Source organism: Phenylobacterium glaciei, from assembly GCF_016772415.1.
GTDB classification, from domain to species: Bacteria; Pseudomonadota; Alphaproteobacteria; order Caulobacterales; family Caulobacteraceae; genus Phenylobacterium; species Phenylobacterium glaciei.
The window spans coordinates 529,148-544,099 of the sequence record NZ_JAGSGD010000001.1 but is presented as its reverse complement, the minus strand read 5'-3'; the positions used below and the strand labels follow the sequence as shown (position 1 = coordinate 544,099).

Here is a 14,952-nt window from a genome sequence, read left to right as displayed (position 1 = left end):
CCATGCGCATCGCGCTCGAAGCGGCGCAAGCCGCAGCCGACCGGGGCGAGACCCCGGTGGGCGCCGCCGTGGTCGATCCGGCTACCGGCGAGGTGATCGCCACGGGCGCCAACCAGCCCATCGGCAGCCACGATCCCACGGCGCATGCCGAGATCGTGGCGCTGCGGGCGGCGGCCCAGAAGCTCGGCAACTACCGGCTGACGGGGCTGACCCTGGTGGTCACCCTGGAGCCCTGCGCCATGTGCGCCGGGGCCATCAGCCATGCGCGGATCGGCCGGGTGGTGTTCGGCGCCGACGACGCCAAGGGCGGGGCCGTCGTGCATGGCCCCCGCTTCTTCGAACAGCCCACCTGTCACTGGCGGCCGGAGGTCGTGGGCGGGGTGCTGGCGGAGGAAAGCTCGGACATGCTGAAGGGCTTCTTCCGGGCGCGGCGGAAAAAGGGAGAGCCGACATGATGCTGGCGATGCTGGCGGCGGCGGTGATCGCGGCGCCCGCCGACCTGACCTGGATGGCCGGGTCCTGGACCCACGAGCAGGACGGGGTGGTGACGCGGGAAACCTGGCTGCCGCCGCTCGCCGGGACGATGTCCGGCGCGGGCCAGACCAACCGGCCCGGCAAGCCCGCACGCTCGGAGTTCATGACGATCACCGTGACGCCCGCCGGCCTGACCTTCACCGCCCATGTCGACGGCCAGCCGCCGACCCCCTTCGTGGCGATCCCCAGCGACCCGGGCAGCGCCGTCTTCGAGAACAAGGCCCACGATTTCCCCCAGCGGGTCATGTACCGCCGCTGCGGCGAGAGCCTCTGCGCCGGGATCGAGGGCATGGTCGGCGGCAAGCTGCGCGCCGAGCACTGGACCTATAGCCGCGTCCTAGCCCCGGAATAGATCGAGCACCGCGGCCAGGTCGGCGGGCGCGCCCTTCTCCAGCTTCAGCTTGCCCGAGGCCAGGGCGCCCTGCATCGCGGCGGGCGAGGCCATGGCGGCGACGAGGTCGGCCTTGGCGCCGGCCAGCACGACGGCGGCGTCCGGGGCCATGCCCGTCGAGGTCTCGGCGACGCCCTGGCGGACGCGGATGGTCCAGTCGCCGTCTCCGGTCATGCGCAGGACGAGCGCGGTCGTGGCGTCGGCGGCCTTTTCGGCGTTGAGGCGAACCGGGAAGGTGGCGACGATGGCGCTGGCCGGCAGGCCCACGGCCTGGGCCCCGCCCTGCCGCGCGCCGATGATTTGCTTCCAGCCGGGCGCCTTGCCCGAGAGTTCGGCGGCCTGCTCAAGGTAGTAGTTGCGGCCGTTGGGCGAGACGCTGTCGAAGCCGAGCTGGCGCAGGGCCTTGGCCTCCAGGGCGTCGGCCTCACCCTTCAGCGACGGGTCGGCGCGGCGGACATAGGTCGCCAGTTCCGCCGACCACTTCCAGCGCCCCTCGGTATAGGCGGCCTGCGCCTTGGCGAGCGCGGCGGCGGGACCGCCGGCCAGGTCGGTGATCTCCTTGGCGCGGAGGTCGGGCGCGTCCCTGGACAGCTCGGCGGCGTCGCCGCTGAACCAGCCCATATAGCCAGCGAAGATCGAGCGCACCGACCACTCCACCGTGCCGTAGTGCTCGAACAGGTAGGGGTTGGCGGCCAGGCGGGCGGGCAGCTTCACCTTCTCCACGATCTCGTCCGGCGTCAGGCCCTGGTTCATCCAGCGGACCGTCTGGTCGTGGGTGAAGGAAATGGCGTCGCGATAGTCGGTCAGGGTCGCGGCGATGGCGTCCGCGCCGACGATGGGTCGGGTGTGGGACGGGACCAGGACCTGCGCGTGCAGAGCGCGCATGCGGTCCAGCGAGGCCGCCCACTGAACCGGGTCGCGGTAGCTGGTGCCGCGGATCGTGTAGAGGTTGGGGAAGGCCTTGTAGATGTTGTCGCCGGGGAACAGCACGCGGCGGTCGGGCATCCAGACGAACAGCTGGTCCTCGGTCTCACCGGGTGCGTGCTGCAGGACGAACTTCTCGCCGGCGAGGGTGATCTTCAGCTCCTGGTCGAAGGTCAGGTTCGGGGTGATGAACCCGCCCGACCCGCCGCCGCCGAAGGCCGACAGGTATGGCCCGATGCCGACGCTGACGAAACCGTCCGGCGTCCCCTTGGGCAGGAAGACCCCGTACATGCGGGCGGCGCGGGCCGCGATGGAGGGGGCGGCGACGCCGTTCCACTTGGCGGCCTCCCGCAGCAGGGAGGCCTGGGCGATCACCTTGCCGCCCTTGGCGAGCGGGAAGGCCGAGGCGCCGCTGATGTGGTCGTTGTGGTTGTGGGTGTAGATGATGGCCACGACCGGCTTGCCGCCCGCGCGCGGCTCGAACTCCGCCCAGACCTTCTTCGCCTCCTCCAGGCTGTCGGTGGTGTCGATGATCACCACGCCGCTCTTGCCCACCACCATGATCGAGTTGGCGATGCCGTAGCCGACGGCGGAAAAGACGCCGAGGGCCGGCTCATAGACCTTGGCGGGGGCGAACTCGGCGGTGTGGGCGGCCAGCGACGGCGCGATCCGGGCCGGGGGCTCGTCGGCCCAGGCGGCGGTGGCCAGCAGGCCGAAGGCGGCGACGGTGAGTGCGCGGATCATGGTGTTCCCCCAACCTGACGGCTCTTTGCCCCAGAAACCCCCCTGCCCCGGTGGCGGTCAATACTTGTCAGGTCGCAGCCGCGGTTCGATGATGCGGGATAATTAAATCATAGGGAGAACGACCATGGGACTTCTTGATGGGAAGGTGGCGATTGTCACGGGCGCCGGCGGCGGTCTGGGCGAGGCCTATGCCAAGCTGTTCGCCGCGGAGGGCGCCAGCGTCGTCGTGAACGACCTGGGCGGCTCCCGCGACGGCTCCGGCAATGGAACCAGCGCCGCGGCCCAGAAGGTGGTGGACGAGATCATCGCGGCCGGCGGCAAGGCCGTGGCCAACGGCGACGACGTCTCGACGATGGCCGGCGGCGAGAACATCGCCAAGACCGCGCTCGATAACTACGGCCAGATCGACATCCTGGTCTGCAACGCCGGCATCCTGCGCGACAAGACCTTCGCCAACACCACCGAGGCCGATTGGGACCTGGTGGTGAAGGTGCACCTGAAGGGCACCTACTGCTGCACCATGCCGGTGTGGAAGTGGATGAAGGACAACGGCAAGCCCGGCGCCATCGTCATGACCAGCTCCACCTCGGGCCTCTACGGCAATTTCGGCCAGTCCAACTACGGGGCGGCCAAGGCCGGCATCTACGGCTTCATGCGCGTGCTCTCCATTGAAGGGCGCAAGTACGGCATCCGGGTCATGGGCCTGGCGCCGGGCGCCTTCACCCGCATGACGTCGGACCTGCCCGGCCGCCAGGGCAAGGAGCCGGACGCCATGAGCCTGCCGGAAAACATTGCGCCAGGCGTGCTCTACATGGTCTCCGACCTCGCCGCCGACCATACCGGCAAGGTGCTGGGGGTCTCCTCGCGCGGCGTGCGCGAGATCAAGATGCTGCAGACCGACGGCTTCAACCCGGGCAAGCCCTACACCGCTCAGGACGTCGCCGATCACGCCAAGGAAGTGTTCTTCCCGGCGGCGGAAGAGAAGACCGCGGCCAGCGCGTAGGACTGCGTATTCCTCCCCCGTTCACGGGGGAGGAAGGCTACGCAAACCCCGCCAGCCGCGCGTCGAGGCCGTCCCGCACCGCCGGCCATTCGTCCTTCAGCACCGAGAAGATGCAGGTGTCGCGCACCCGGCCGGTCCAGGTGACGCGGTCCTGGCGCAGGATGCCCTCCAGCTCGCCGCCCAGCTTCAGGACCGCGGCGCGGGAGCGGGCGTTGATGGCGTCGACGCGGAACACCACGCGGCGCGCGCCGTCGCCGAAGGCCTGGCCCATCATCAACCGCTTGGCCGCCGGGTTGACCGCTCCGCCGCGATAGTCCGGGTGATAGTAGGTGCCCCCGATCTCCAGGCTGGCGTTTGGCAGGTCGTAGGACGAGTAGCAGGTCAGGCCGATGCAGCGGCCCTCCACCACCACCGCCCAGTGGATCGAGACGCCCTTGGCCTGGTTGGCGTGCATCCGGGTCCACATCGGGTCGAAGTGCTCGCCGGCCATGGAATAGGGATAGAGGTCGGTCCAGACTGAGGGGTCGGCGTCGCAGGCCTCCCGCAGCTCTTCCTTGTGGGCCTGCGTGAAGGGTTCCAGCCGCACGAAGCGGTTCTCCATCACCCGGGTCGGATCGACTTTCATGAGCCCCTCGCAAACAGGATCGCGGCCTGGACGAGGTACATGGCTGCGATGCCGGTGAAAATCCATCGCCGCCAGGACCGGAAGCCCTGGTCCGTGAGCTTGTCGAGCACCCGGGCGCCGAGGGTCACCCCCAGGACCGCCAGGGCGCAGGCCGTCACCAGCAGCCAGGGTGGGGTGAAGCCGCCGCCGCCGGCCATCAGGATCGCCCCGCCGTAGAACAGCACCTTGGACAGGTGGCTGAACATCTGCAGGGCGGCCTTGGTGGACAGCACCTGGTGGCGGGTCAGGACGCTGCGCACCAGGAAGACGTCGGCCAGGGGTCCGGAGACGCCGGAGGTCAGCGCCATGGCGGTGGAGAGGATCCCCGCCAGCACCGCGTGGGGGGGCCGGGCGGCGTCGAGGGGGATGTACCTCTCCGGCAGCCAGACCACGATCGGTAAGAGGCCCAGCGCCAGGTACACGACGGCCTTGGTGGGGGCGTAGGAGATGAACAGGAAGGCGCCCATCGTGGCCACTGCGCCGATGGCGTAGAAGCCCACCACCCGCCAGACCACATGCTTGAGATGCAGCAGGATGCGCGAGGCGTTGGAGGCCATCTGCACCAGGCCGTGGATGGCCAGGGCGGCGGGCACCGGCAGCAGGGCGGTGAGCAGACCCATCAGGATCAGCCCGCCCGCCATGCCGAAGACGCCCGAGAGGGTGGCGGTGGCCAGGACGCCCGCCAGGATGAGGGCGCCCAGCCAGGCGGTCATCGGCCGCTCAGGAACAGCTGACCCGCCTGGACCAGGTACATGATCCCCACCGCGGTCACGATCAGCCGGGTGTAGCGCTTGAAGTTGATGTCGGTGAGCCTGTCGAGGATGCGCCCCCCTACCACGGTTCCCAGCATGGAGAGCGGGATGGCGGCCGCGAACAGCCAGACCGGCGGCATGGCGGCGCCGTCATGGGTGCGCAGCATCAGCCCGCCATAGACGATGATCTTGGCCAGGTGGGCGAAGACCTGGGTGGCGGCCTTGGTGGCGACAATGACGTGGCGGGTGAGCGCCGTGCGCACGAAGAAGATGTCCAGCAGCGGTCCCGCCACGCCCGCCGTCAGGTTCACGCCGGTGACCATGATGCCTGAGAGCAGGGCTTGGAGCGGCCGGGCGGCGTCCAGCTTGATCCAGTCCTGGGGCAGCCAGAGCAGGCCCGGCAGCAGGCCCATGAACAGGAAGAGGTAGGGCTTGGAGGGCGTCAGCGCGATCAGCGAGATGGCGGTCCCGGCGATCAGCGAGCCCACCGCATAGAGCGCCACGATCCGCCAGTTGACGTGCTGGCGATGCAGGATCGCCCGCCAGCCGTTGGCGACCAGCTGCAGCAGTCCGTGGGTGACGAAGGCCGCCGAGACGGGGAGGACCAGGGCCAGCCCTCCCATCAGGACAAGGCCGCCGGCCATGCCGAACACGCCTGAGAGCGTGGCGGTCACGAACGCCAGAACAAGGATGAAGAGGGCTGCGAGAGCGCTCATGGGGTCGTCCTCCGGTTGCGCCGGCTTCGTCGAGAGGGACACAGGCCCCCTCCGATCGCCGGACAGCTGCGCATCGTGCGCGGAATGTGCGGGTCCGCCCGCTCACCCTCCGGAGGAAGGCGCTGTGCTCTCAGACGTCCGCCGGTCGCGGCGAGGACGGAGCCTGGGGATCACGCAACGGCGGATCGACCCGGCTCTTGGAGAGCGCGGGTTCTCTACACCCGAACAAGCGGAGCCGTCGAGAGGGGCGGGGTGACGCGGGAAATTCCTCCCCCAGATTCACCTGCTGAACAAAGCGGAAGGGCGCCAAGCCTGAACCTGGCGCCCCCACTGAAAAGTCACCGCCTGAAGGCGGCGGCTAATGTCCTCTAACAGCGCGGATGAGGCGGGCGAGAGGTTGGCTTGAACGGACGCGGCGGCTTGCGCTGGTCCGGCTGCGGGCGATGCTTGTCCCGCGATTGGTCGTGAGGGCTCATGCCCATGTCCTTAGGACGGGGTTGATTTTTGAGCCGAATTCCGTAGGATGCGCTTGCTTAGGACGCGTTGGATTCCTTGGGGTCCGACCGGTGATTGGCCCGGCGCAAGTCGGGCCTTTTGCGCGTCTGGGCCTAGTTCAAGAAGGTCTCCTTCGGCTTGTTCCAGCGGCTCGCTGGATCGCGCGGGGGCATGTTCGGGCCTGGGAAGCAATCACTCCCCGTCCGGTCGATCTGCCTACGTCGCGCTAGGCGGGCGATCACGTTGAATGCGCCCGTGGTGTGAGGTGTGAGTGCAGCGTTGAACTCCGCATCGGTCCTAAGCGCCCTGACAACATCAGCGCCAGCAATTCCGGGGTTTGCGTGGACAAGGTCCATGATCGCCTCGCCCATCGGTGAATAGGCATTGCCTGTTTCAGGCAACGCAGCTTCATTGATCTCTCCGGCGTCAACCTTTCGTTTGTGGTCTTCAAAGCTTCCGGGAGAATAATAGCGGCCCTTGTGTCTTATAATTTCGCCAGTATTCTGAATGCGCAGTAATGCGTTGTAGAATCCCTTGTCGCTACTAGCGAACTTGGGGCCCAAGTCACGGTTAGCATTGACAAGAGCCCGAAGTTGGGGTCCGGACAGCCCTTCTCCCGATGCGTAAACCGCAGCTCGAATGAACCGTCGCCACACACCCCGGCCCGGCTCGACGGGGGCGCTTAGGATGAACTCATCGCTCAGCGGGTTCGTCTCGGGCTCCGGCACCTCAACTTGGGGGAGGCTTGGGGCTTCCGGCGTGAGCGACGCGGGGGGAACAGCCGACCAGCCTTCGTCCGCCGCGACGTCATCCAGGAGACTGCGCCCGGCCTCGACGCGTCTTAGCAACCTGTCGCTACGGTCAAACAGGGCTTGGCCCTGTGCCCTCAGCTCAAGAGCTTCCGCCTCCCACCGAACCAAGTCGGCGTTAGTCAGCAACACTTCGGACGCGTGATTCGAAGGGCGATCCATGCCGCTTGGTAGGCCCTCACACCTCACCCCACAAGAGGAGAGTCACACCTACCCCCAAAAAGCGAACGTCCTAGGAACGATTTGGGGGTCGACGTGTCCCGACGCGCAATCAGCCAAGCCGCGCAGTCGATGGGTCATGCACGTATCGAAGCTCCTGCCCGGAGGAGGAGCTATAGGATCGCAGCTTCAGCCTTGGCGGTCTCCGCGACGCGGTCGTGCGGCGGCCGGAGCCGCTCATCGGCCGCCACTAACTCCGCCAGCTCGGCCATCGCCGCCTCGTCCGCGCGGCTGGAGGTGTCGGCCAGCTTGTCGATCAGCGCGGTCTCTTTCATCCCCGCCTCGTCGGTGGCCAGGCCGTACCAGCCCCAGGGGAGGAGCTCGATGTTCTGGAGGGCGGCGAGGTCCTGGAAGATGTCGCCATAGACCTCGACCAGGCCCCACATCTGCGTGCCTGAGACCCCGAAGCCCATGGGGTCAGCGCCCTGGCGGCAGGCGCGCCAGGCGTCGCCGCCGACGAGGAAGCGGTCGCGGGGGACGTCGAGGGGATCGAGGGTCAGGTTGAAGAGCTTGCGCTGCAGGTCGTCGACCTGGCTGTCCACCAGCACCCAGCGATCCCCGTTCCAGTACTCGCCGACCCAGTGGTCGAAGTGCTTGCCCGGCTCGAAATAGTTGGCGAAGCCGCAGCGGACGCGGGCGGGGAAGCCCTTGCGGCGCATGACGGCGGCGAACAGGACGGCGAAGTGGCGGCAGACGCCCACCACCCGATGCTCCGGCGCGCGGGGCTCGGTGATGGGGCGGTCGTGGAGACGCATCGCCTGGCGCAGCAGGGCGGTGGTCCCGTGGATCTGCTTCTCGTCGAACCGGCCCGGCGCCAGGGTGACGCCATAGGCTGCCGCGAGACCCTCATGGATCAGCAGGCCGTGGACGAAGGCGGCCACCGCGCCGACCTCGGCGGGCAGGGCATCGATCTGGTCCTCGAAGCCGTCGAGGCCGGTGAAGACGCCCGGGCTGCGATAGCCGTCGAGGAAGGCCTTGTCGGTCATGTGGCCAGCATAGCCCATGCCCGATCCGTGGCCAGTTTTTCAGCGCCCGCCCAAAGCGGAGGCAGGTCGTCGAAAACCCTCGCGCGCCGGTCCTGGCGGTTGGCGCGGAGAAGCCCGCGTCCTTAGGCCTGGGGCTGTTGAAGAGTTCAGGGAGGGCGCCCCATGGAAGAGGCTGGGAAGACGACGCGGCGGCAGTTGCTGTCGACCATCGGGATGCTGGGCGGATCGGCCCTGATGTACAACATGATGACCACCCTCGGTTACGCCGCCGAGAGCCATTTCAAGGGACCGCCGAACCTGTCGGGGGCGCGCAAGGGCGCCTCGGTGATCGTGCTGGGCGCCGGCCTGGCCGGGATGCTGGCGGCCTATGAGCTGACCAAGGCCGGCTACAAGGTCACCGTGCTGGAATACCAGGACCGCGCCGGGGGCCGGAACTGGTCTCTGTACGGCGGCGACACCCTCACCGAGATGGGCGGGGCGACCCAGAAGGTGGGCTTCGCCGAGGGCAATTTCCTCAATCCCGGACCCTGGCGCATCCCGCACCACCACCGGACGCTGCTGCACTATTGCAAGGCCTTCAATGTCGAGCTGCAGCCCTTCATCCAGTTCAACCACAACGCCTATGTGCACAACACCGACGCCTTCGGCGGCAAGCCGCAGCGGTTCAAGGCGCTGGCCGCCGACTTCGAGGGCAATGTCGCCGAACTGCTCTCCAAGGCCATCGACCAGAAGGGCCTGGACGCCAGCGTCACGGCCGAGGACGCCGCCCGCCTGAAGGAAGCCCTGCGCGAGTGGGGCATGCTCGACAAGGACATGAAGTACGCCAAGAACCTGCTCTCCTCCGAGCACCGCGGGTTCGACCGCTCGCCGGGCGGCGGGGTGGGGGGCGCGCCGAGCCCCTCAGAGGTCTTCGCCCTGAAGGACGTGCTGGATTCGAAGATCTGGAAGAACATGTCGTTCTTCATGAACGAGGAATTCCAGACCACCATGTTCCAGCCGGTGGGCGGCATGGGCATGATCGGCAAGGCCTTCGCGCGTGAGGTGCAGCCGCTGATCACCTACAACGCCAAGGTCACCAAGATCGACCAGGGCAAGAAGGGCGTCGCGGTCACCTATACCGACACCGGGACCGGCAAGGTGACGGAGGCCAAGGCCGACTGGTGCGTCTGCACCATCCCGCTGACGGTGCTGAGCCAGATCGAGAACAACATGTCGGAGAAGATGAACGCGGCGATCGCCGCGGTGCCCTACTCCAACTCGGTGAAGATCGGTCTGGAGATGAAGCGCCGGTTCTGGGAGGAGGACGCGGCCATCTATGGCGGCCACTCCTTCACCAACCAGGAGATCAGCCTGATCTCCTATCCCAACAACAACTTCTTCAAGGACGGCCCCGCCGTGCTGCTGGGCGCCTTCGCCAGCGGGATGGGGGGCTACCACCTGGCTGGCATGACGCCGGAGGAACGGATCGAGGCGGCCTTGGCGCAAGGGTCGGTGTTCCACCCGGAAAGCTATCGCAAGGAGTTCTCGAACGGCGCCTCGGTGGCCTGGAACCGCGTGCCCTGGATCCTGGGCTGCTGCGCCCGCTGGACCGAGGAGACGCGGGCCGCCCACTACCAGGACCTGGTGGCCCTGGACGGCCGCGTGGTGCTGGCCGGCGAGCACGCGTCCTATGTCGGCTGCTGGATGGAGGGCGCCCTGCTCTCGTCGCTGGACGCCATCACCCGTCTGCACAAGCGCGCGCTGGAGGCCTGAGCATGAAGATGATTTCGAAGCTGGGCCTGGTGCTGGCCTTCGTCCTGGCCGCGCCCGCCATGGCCGATGAACCCGGCCCCGGCGGCAGCAAGCCGCCTGTGCCCAAGACCGGACAAGAGGTCTATCAGATGGTCTGCCAGACCTGCCACATGGCCGACGGCAAGGGCGCGGTGGGGGCCGGGACCTTCCCGGCGCTGGCCAACAATCCCAAGCTGAAGACGGCGGCCTATCCCATCGTGATGGTCACCAAGGGCCGGGGCGGCATGCCCTGGTTCAGCGACATGCTGAGCCCCGAACAGACCGCCGCGGTGATCACCTATGTGCGGACCAATTTCGGCAACAACTATCCCGAGCCGGTGACGGCCGAGGACGTCAAACGCCTGAGCCCGCCAGCGGCCGGCCACTAACGAAAAGAGGCGGGGACTTTCGCCCCCGCCTCTCGTCATTTCGTCCGTGTGACGGGGCGACTAGTTCCGGAAGACGGCCGCGTTGGACGGATCGTGCGGCATTTCGCGGTACTGGCGCAGCTCGTTGCGGCCCACGACCATGTGGTGGACTTCATCGGGGCCGTCGGCGATCCGCAGGGTGCGGGTCGAGGTGTACATGCGGGCCAGGGGCGTGTGCTGCGACACGCCGAGCGCGCCGTGCATCTGGATGGCTTCGTCGATGATCTGGCAGACGCGCTCGGGCACCATGGCCTTGACCATGTGGATCCAGACGCGGGCTTCCTGGTTGCCCAGGACGTCCATGGCCTTGGCGGCCTTGAGCACCATCAGGCGCATGGCCTCGATGTCGATGCGGGCGCGGCTGATCTTCTCGATGTTGCCGCCGAGCTGGACCAGCGGCTTGCCGAAGGCTTCACGGGAAAGACCCCGGGTGACCATCAGGTCGAGCGCCTTCTCGGCCTGGCCGATGGCGCGCATGCAGTGGTGGATCCGGCCGGGGCCGAGGCGCAGCTGGCTGATCTCAAAGCCGCGGCCCTCGCCCAGCAGCATGTTCGACGCCGGCACGCGGACGTTGTCGAAGATGATGTGCATGTGGCCGTGCGGCGCGTCGGGATCGCCGAACACGTTCATGGGGCCGACGATCTTCACGCCAGGGGCGTCGGTGGGGACCAGGATCTGCGACTGGCGCAGGTTGGGGGGGCCGTCCGGGCTGGTCTGGACCATGGTGATCATGATCTTGCAGCGCGGGTCGCCGGCGCCGGAGATGTAGTGCTTCTCGCCGTTGATGACGTACTCGTCGCCCACCAGGGTGGCGCGGGTGTTGACGTTCTTGGCGTCGGAGGAGGCGGCGTTGACCTCGGTCATGGCGAAGGCCGAGCGGATCTTGCCGGCCAGCAGCGGCTCCAGCCACATCTTCTTCTGCTCAGGGGTGCCGACGCGCTCGAGGACTTCCATGTTGCCGGTGTCGGGCGCGGCGCAGTTCATGGTCTCGGAGGCCATCGGGTTCTTGCCCAGCTCGACGGCGATATAGGCGTAGTCGAGGTTGGACAGGCCTTCGCCGGTCTCGGCGTTGGGCAGGAAGAAGTTCCAGAGACCTTCGGCCTTGGCCTTGTCTTTGGCCTTTTCCAGGCATTCCAGCTGACCCGGCGCATAGCTCCAGATGTCGGCCTTGCCGGCGCCGAGGCGATGGAACTCCTCGCTCATCGGCTGGACGGTGTCCTTGATGAAGCGGCGCACGTGCTCCAGCAACGGCAGGGCCTTGGCCGACATTCGCAGGTCGTTGAGCTCGTCCATCGGGTTCAGCTTGAAGCTGGACTGGGCCTTGTCCTGGGTCTCGCTCATCGGGTCTCTCCTGCGAATTTGTGGGTTGCCGAAAGCTTTGGCGCACTTTCGGTCAAAATCCAAACAAGCGTTTCAATTTACAGCGTCAGGCCGGCGCGTGGCAGACCGCCTCGATGTTGTGGCCGTCCAGATCCAGGACGAAGGCGCCGTAATAGGTGGGGTGGTAATGCGCGCGCAGGCCCGGCGGGCCGTTGTCGCGGCCGCCGGCGGCCAGGGCCGCGGCGTGGAAGGCGTCCACCGTGGCGCGGTCGCTCGCGGTGAAGGCCACGTGGCAATAGCCCGACTTGTCCCCCTGGCCGATCCAGAAGAACGGGCGGCTGTCGCCGTAGCCGGAGGAACCCGCCATGGAAAACAGGCGGGTCAGGCCCAGCGGCGCGAGCGCCTGGTCGTAGAAGGCCTGGGCGGCGGCGTGGTCGACCACCTTCAGGCTCACATGGTCCAGCATCGGCGTCCCTCCTCAGTCGCCCGAGGTTAGGACGCCGCGCGAGATTGCCAATCCCTACTTCGTGGGCAGCTTGTCGGCGCCGTCGCAGGCGGCCGCCACCAGGGCCTTGTCGTCGGCGGTGTTGGCCTTGGCGGCCTTGGCGGCGCGCCACGTGTCGGCGATCGCCAGGGGCTTGGAAGGCGAATAGGAGCCGATGATCATCAGGCTCTTGGCCTTGCAGTCGATGGCCACCACGCTGCCGACGCCGTCGGTGGCGCCCGGGGCCGAGGGGCCCATGCGGGGGCTGGCGCCCACCTTGCCGATGGCCTGCTGGATCACGACCATGCCGCTGGCGGCGTCGCGGTAGGAATAGTCGGTGTCAAAGGACCACTGCAGGCTCTTATCACTGACGGCGCTGTAGGGTTTCCAGGTCTCGGCCCCGGCGGCGGTGGCGGTGGCGGCGATGGACAGGGCGGTCAGGGCGGCGAGCGCGAGGCGCATGGATAATCTCCTGGGACTTTGAAGTTTCTTCCCTCTCAAGAACCCTTAGCGGCGCGGTCCCTCGGGGGCCAAGCGGATTCGCCCAGACACGCCTTTCGCCTCCAGCCACGCTTGACTTTGGGGGCCCGCAACCCTAACTCCCGCCCGTCGTTAGCACTCAGGGGCTACGGCTGCTAACGGCTGGCCCCTCGTGCGACGCAATCCATTCAACCGTCCCGAACGGAGAGAAAAAGACATGGCGTTTCGTCCCCTGGGAGACCGCGTGCTGATCAAGCGCGTCGAAGAAGTTGAGAAGACCAAGGGCGGGATCATCATTCCCGACACCGCCAAGGAAAAGCCGCAGGAAGGCGAAGTCGTCGCCGTCGGCCCCGGCGCCCGTGATGACAGCGGCAAGATCCAACCCCTGGACGTCAAGCCGGGCGACAAGATCCTGTTCGGCAAGTGGTCGGGCACTGAAGTGAAGATCGACGATCAGGACCTCCTGATCATGAAGGAAAGCGACGTCCTGGGCGTGGTCGAATAACCACCTCCTCCGCTCTCCTCCCTTCCCTAACATTCTGAAAGAGCTGAACAAAAATGGCCGCTAAAGACGTCTATTTCTCCTCCGACGCGCGCGACCGCATGCTGCGCGGCGTCAACATCCTGGCCAATGCCGTCAAGGTGACCCTGGGTCCCAAGGGCCGCAACGTGGTCATCGAAAAGTCCTTCGGCGCCCCGCGCTCCACCAAGGACGGCGTCTCGGTCGCCAAGGAAATCGAACTGTCTGACCGCTTCGAGAACCTCGGCGCGCAGATGATCCGCGAAGTCGCGTCGAAGACCAACGACAAGGCCGGCGACGGCACCACCACCGCCACCGTGCTGGCCCAAGCCATCGTCGTCGAGGGCCTGAAGTCGGTCGCCGCCGGCATGAACCCGATGGACCTGAAGCGCGGCGTCGACAAGGCCGTCGCCAAGGTGCTGGCCGAGATCAAGGCTTCGGCCAAGAAGGTCACCACCAACGCCGAGATCGCCCAGGTCGGCACCATCTCCGCCAACGGCGACACCGAAGTCGGTGAGATGATCGCCAAGGCCATGGCCAAGGTCGGCAACGAAGGCGTCATCACCGTCGAAGAAGCCAAGACCGCCGAAACCGAACTCGACGTCGTCGAAGGCATGCAGTTCGACCGCGGCTACCTGTCGCCCTACTTCATCACCAACGCCGACAAGATGGAGGTCGAACTCGAAGAGCCTCTGATCCTGCTCTACGAAAAGAAGCTGACCTCGCTGCAGCCCCTGCTTCCGGTCCTGGAAGCCGTGGTCCAGTCGGGCCGTCCCCTGCTGATCATCGCCGAGGACGTTGAAGGTGAAGCCCTCGCCACCCTGGTGGTGAACAAGCTGCGCGGCGGTCTCCGCGTCGCCGCCGTCAAGGCGCCGGGCTTCGGCGATCGCCGCAAGGCCATGCTGGAAGACATCGCCATCCTGACCGGCGGTGAGCTGATCAGCGAAGACCTGGGCATCAAGCTCGAAAACGTCGGCCTGGAAATGCTGGGCAAGGCCAAGAAGGTCTCGATCACCAAGGACGACACCACCATCGTCGACGGCGTCGGCGCCAAGGACGCGATCGAAGGCCGTATCAGCCAGATCAAGCGCCAGATCGAAGACACCACGAGCGACTACGACAAGGAAAAGCTGCAGGAACGTCTGGCCAAGCTGGCCGGCGGCGTCGCCGTGATCCGCGTCGGCGGCTCGACGGAAGTCGAAGTGAAGGAAAAGAAGGACCGCGTCGACGACGCCCTCAACGCGACCCGCGCGGCCGTGGAAGAAGGCATCGTCCCCGGCGGCGGCGTCGCCCTGCTGAAGGCGTCCAAGGCTCTGGACGGCTTCAAGGGTGACAACGACGACCAGGAAGCGGGTGTCGCCATCGTGCGCCGCGCCCTGCAGGCCCCGATCCGTCAGATCGCCGAAAACGCCGGCGTCGAAGGCTCGATCGTGGTCGGCAAGGTCATGGAGAACGCCTCCCCGACCTTCGGCTTCAACGCCCAGACCGAAGAATATGTGGACATGGTCGCGGCCGGCGTCATCGACCCGGCCAAGGTGGTCCGCACCGCCCTGCAGGACGCCGCCTCGGTGGCCGGCCTGCTGATCACCACCGAAGCCGCCATCGTCGAGGCGCCCAAGAAGGGCGGCCAGGGCGGCGGCGACATGGGTGGCGGCATGGGCGGCATGGGCGGCATGGACTTCTAAGTCCAAGCCAACCGGCGCTTACGAATTG

16 protein-coding genes are annotated in these 14,952 nt (G+C 67.2%); 7 read left to right on the top strand and 9 right to left on the bottom strand.

Going from position 1 to position 14,952, the window contains the following annotated elements; translation table 11 throughout:
* The first annotated feature begins 2 nt into the window (after positions 1–2).
* Together tadA and JKL49_RS02700 are read left to right on the top strand one after the other, a co-directional pair.
* Positions 3–455 (top strand): tRNA adenosine(34) deaminase TadA, encoded by a 453-nt coding sequence (gene tadA / locus JKL49_RS02705; protein WP_215338172.1) that lies wholly within the window; start codon positions 3–5, stop codon positions 453–455.
* Positions 452–886 carry a DUF6265 family protein gene (locus JKL49_RS02700; protein WP_215338171.1) on the top strand — a complete coding sequence of 145 codons (435 nt, stop codon included), beginning with the start codon at positions 452–454 and terminating at the stop codon, positions 884–886. Before tadA ends, JKL49_RS02700 begins: the two co-directional genes overlap by 4 nt.
* Here JKL49_RS02700 and JKL49_RS02695 read toward each other — a convergent pair.
* A complete protein-coding gene (locus JKL49_RS02695) occupies positions 872–2,593 on the bottom strand; it encodes an alkyl sulfatase dimerization domain-containing protein (RefSeq protein WP_215338170.1) in 1,722 nt (573 codons plus the stop codon). The genes JKL49_RS02700 and JKL49_RS02695 overlap by 15 nt on opposite strands.
* A 124-nt stretch (positions 2,594–2,717) precedes the next feature.
* Between JKL49_RS02695 and JKL49_RS02690 the strand changes: the two genes are divergently transcribed.
* The gene (locus JKL49_RS02690; protein ID WP_215338169.1) at positions 2,718–3,596 is read left to right on the top strand and encodes an SDR family NAD(P)-dependent oxidoreductase; all 879 of its coding nucleotides are present in this window, start codon (positions 2,718–2,720) and stop codon (positions 3,594–3,596) included.
* Between the two features lie 37 nt (positions 3,597–3,633).
* On the opposite strand, the gene JKL49_RS02685 is transcribed toward JKL49_RS02690, so the two are convergent.
* The 5 genes from JKL49_RS02685 to JKL49_RS02665 all read right to left on the bottom strand — a co-directional run bounded on the left by JKL49_RS02685 (position 3,634) and on the right by JKL49_RS02665 (position 8,255).
* Positions 3,634–4,221, bottom strand: a complete 588-nt coding sequence (locus tag JKL49_RS02685; RefSeq protein WP_215338168.1) for a GNAT family N-acetyltransferase — start codon at positions 4,219–4,221, stop codon at positions 3,634–3,636.
* Positions 4,218–4,973, bottom strand: a complete 756-nt coding sequence (locus tag JKL49_RS02680) for a sulfite exporter TauE/SafE family protein (protein WP_215338167.1) — start codon at positions 4,971–4,973, stop codon at positions 4,218–4,220. The genes JKL49_RS02685 and JKL49_RS02680 overlap by 4 nt, the downstream gene beginning before the upstream one ends.
* On the bottom strand, positions 4,970–5,728 hold the full coding sequence (locus tag JKL49_RS02675; protein WP_215338166.1) for a sulfite exporter TauE/SafE family protein: 759 nt from the start codon (positions 5,726–5,728) through the stop codon (positions 4,970–4,972). The genes JKL49_RS02680 and JKL49_RS02675 overlap by 4 nt, the downstream gene beginning before the upstream one ends.
* Before the next feature lie 608 nt (positions 5,729–6,336).
* The gene (locus JKL49_RS02670; protein WP_215338165.1) at positions 6,337–6,786 is read right to left on the bottom strand and encodes a hypothetical protein; all 450 of its coding nucleotides are present in this window, start codon (positions 6,784–6,786) and stop codon (positions 6,337–6,339) included.
* Positions 6,787–7,364: 578 nt separating this feature from the next.
* A complete protein-coding gene (locus tag JKL49_RS02665) occupies positions 7,365–8,255 on the bottom strand; it encodes a transglutaminase-like domain-containing protein (RefSeq protein WP_215338164.1) in 891 nt (296 codons plus the stop codon).
* 144 nt (positions 8,256–8,399) lie between these two features.
* Between JKL49_RS02665 and JKL49_RS02660 the strand changes: the two genes are divergently transcribed.
* Positions 8,400–9,989 (top strand): flavin monoamine oxidase family protein, encoded by a 1,590-nt coding sequence (locus JKL49_RS02660; RefSeq protein ID WP_215338163.1) that lies wholly within the window; start codon positions 8,400–8,402, stop codon positions 9,987–9,989.
* A 2-nt stretch (positions 9,990–9,991) separates the two neighbouring features.
* Positions 9,992–10,396, top strand: a complete 405-nt coding sequence (locus tag JKL49_RS02655; protein ID WP_215338162.1) for a c-type cytochrome — start codon at positions 9,992–9,994, stop codon at positions 10,394–10,396.
* A 60-nt stretch (positions 10,397–10,456) separates the two neighbouring features.
* Here the strand turns inward: JKL49_RS02655 and JKL49_RS02650 are convergent, their stop codons facing one another.
* The 3 genes from JKL49_RS02650 to JKL49_RS02640 form a co-directional block, all read right to left on the bottom strand.
* Complete coding sequence (locus JKL49_RS02650) at positions 10,457–11,776, bottom strand: acyl-CoA dehydrogenase family protein (RefSeq protein ID WP_215338161.1); 1,320 nt, start codon at positions 11,774–11,776, stop codon at positions 10,457–10,459.
* 85 nt (positions 11,777–11,861) lie between these two features.
* Positions 11,862–12,221, bottom strand: coding sequence for a VOC family protein (locus JKL49_RS02645; RefSeq protein WP_215338160.1), 360 nt, complete (start codon positions 12,219–12,221; stop codon positions 11,862–11,864).
* A gap of 54 nt (positions 12,222–12,275) precedes the next feature.
* Positions 12,276–12,701 carry a hypothetical protein gene (locus JKL49_RS02640; RefSeq protein WP_215338159.1) on the bottom strand — a complete coding sequence of 142 codons (426 nt, stop codon included), beginning with the start codon at positions 12,699–12,701 and terminating at the stop codon, positions 12,276–12,278.
* Between the two features lie 235 nt (positions 12,702–12,936).
* Here JKL49_RS02640 and groES point away from each other — a divergent pair, with 235 nt between their 5' ends.
* Both groES and groL read left to right on the top strand, forming a co-directional pair.
* The gene (gene groES / locus JKL49_RS02635) at positions 12,937–13,224 is read left to right on the top strand and encodes a co-chaperone GroES (RefSeq protein WP_215338158.1); all 288 of its coding nucleotides are present in this window, start codon (positions 12,937–12,939) and stop codon (positions 13,222–13,224) included.
* A gap of 53 nt (positions 13,225–13,277) precedes the next feature.
* Entirely contained in the window at positions 13,278–14,924 is a 1,647-nt protein-coding gene (gene groL / locus JKL49_RS02630; protein ID WP_215338157.1) for a chaperonin GroEL, read from the top strand.
* Positions 14,925–14,952 lie beyond the last annotated feature (28 nt).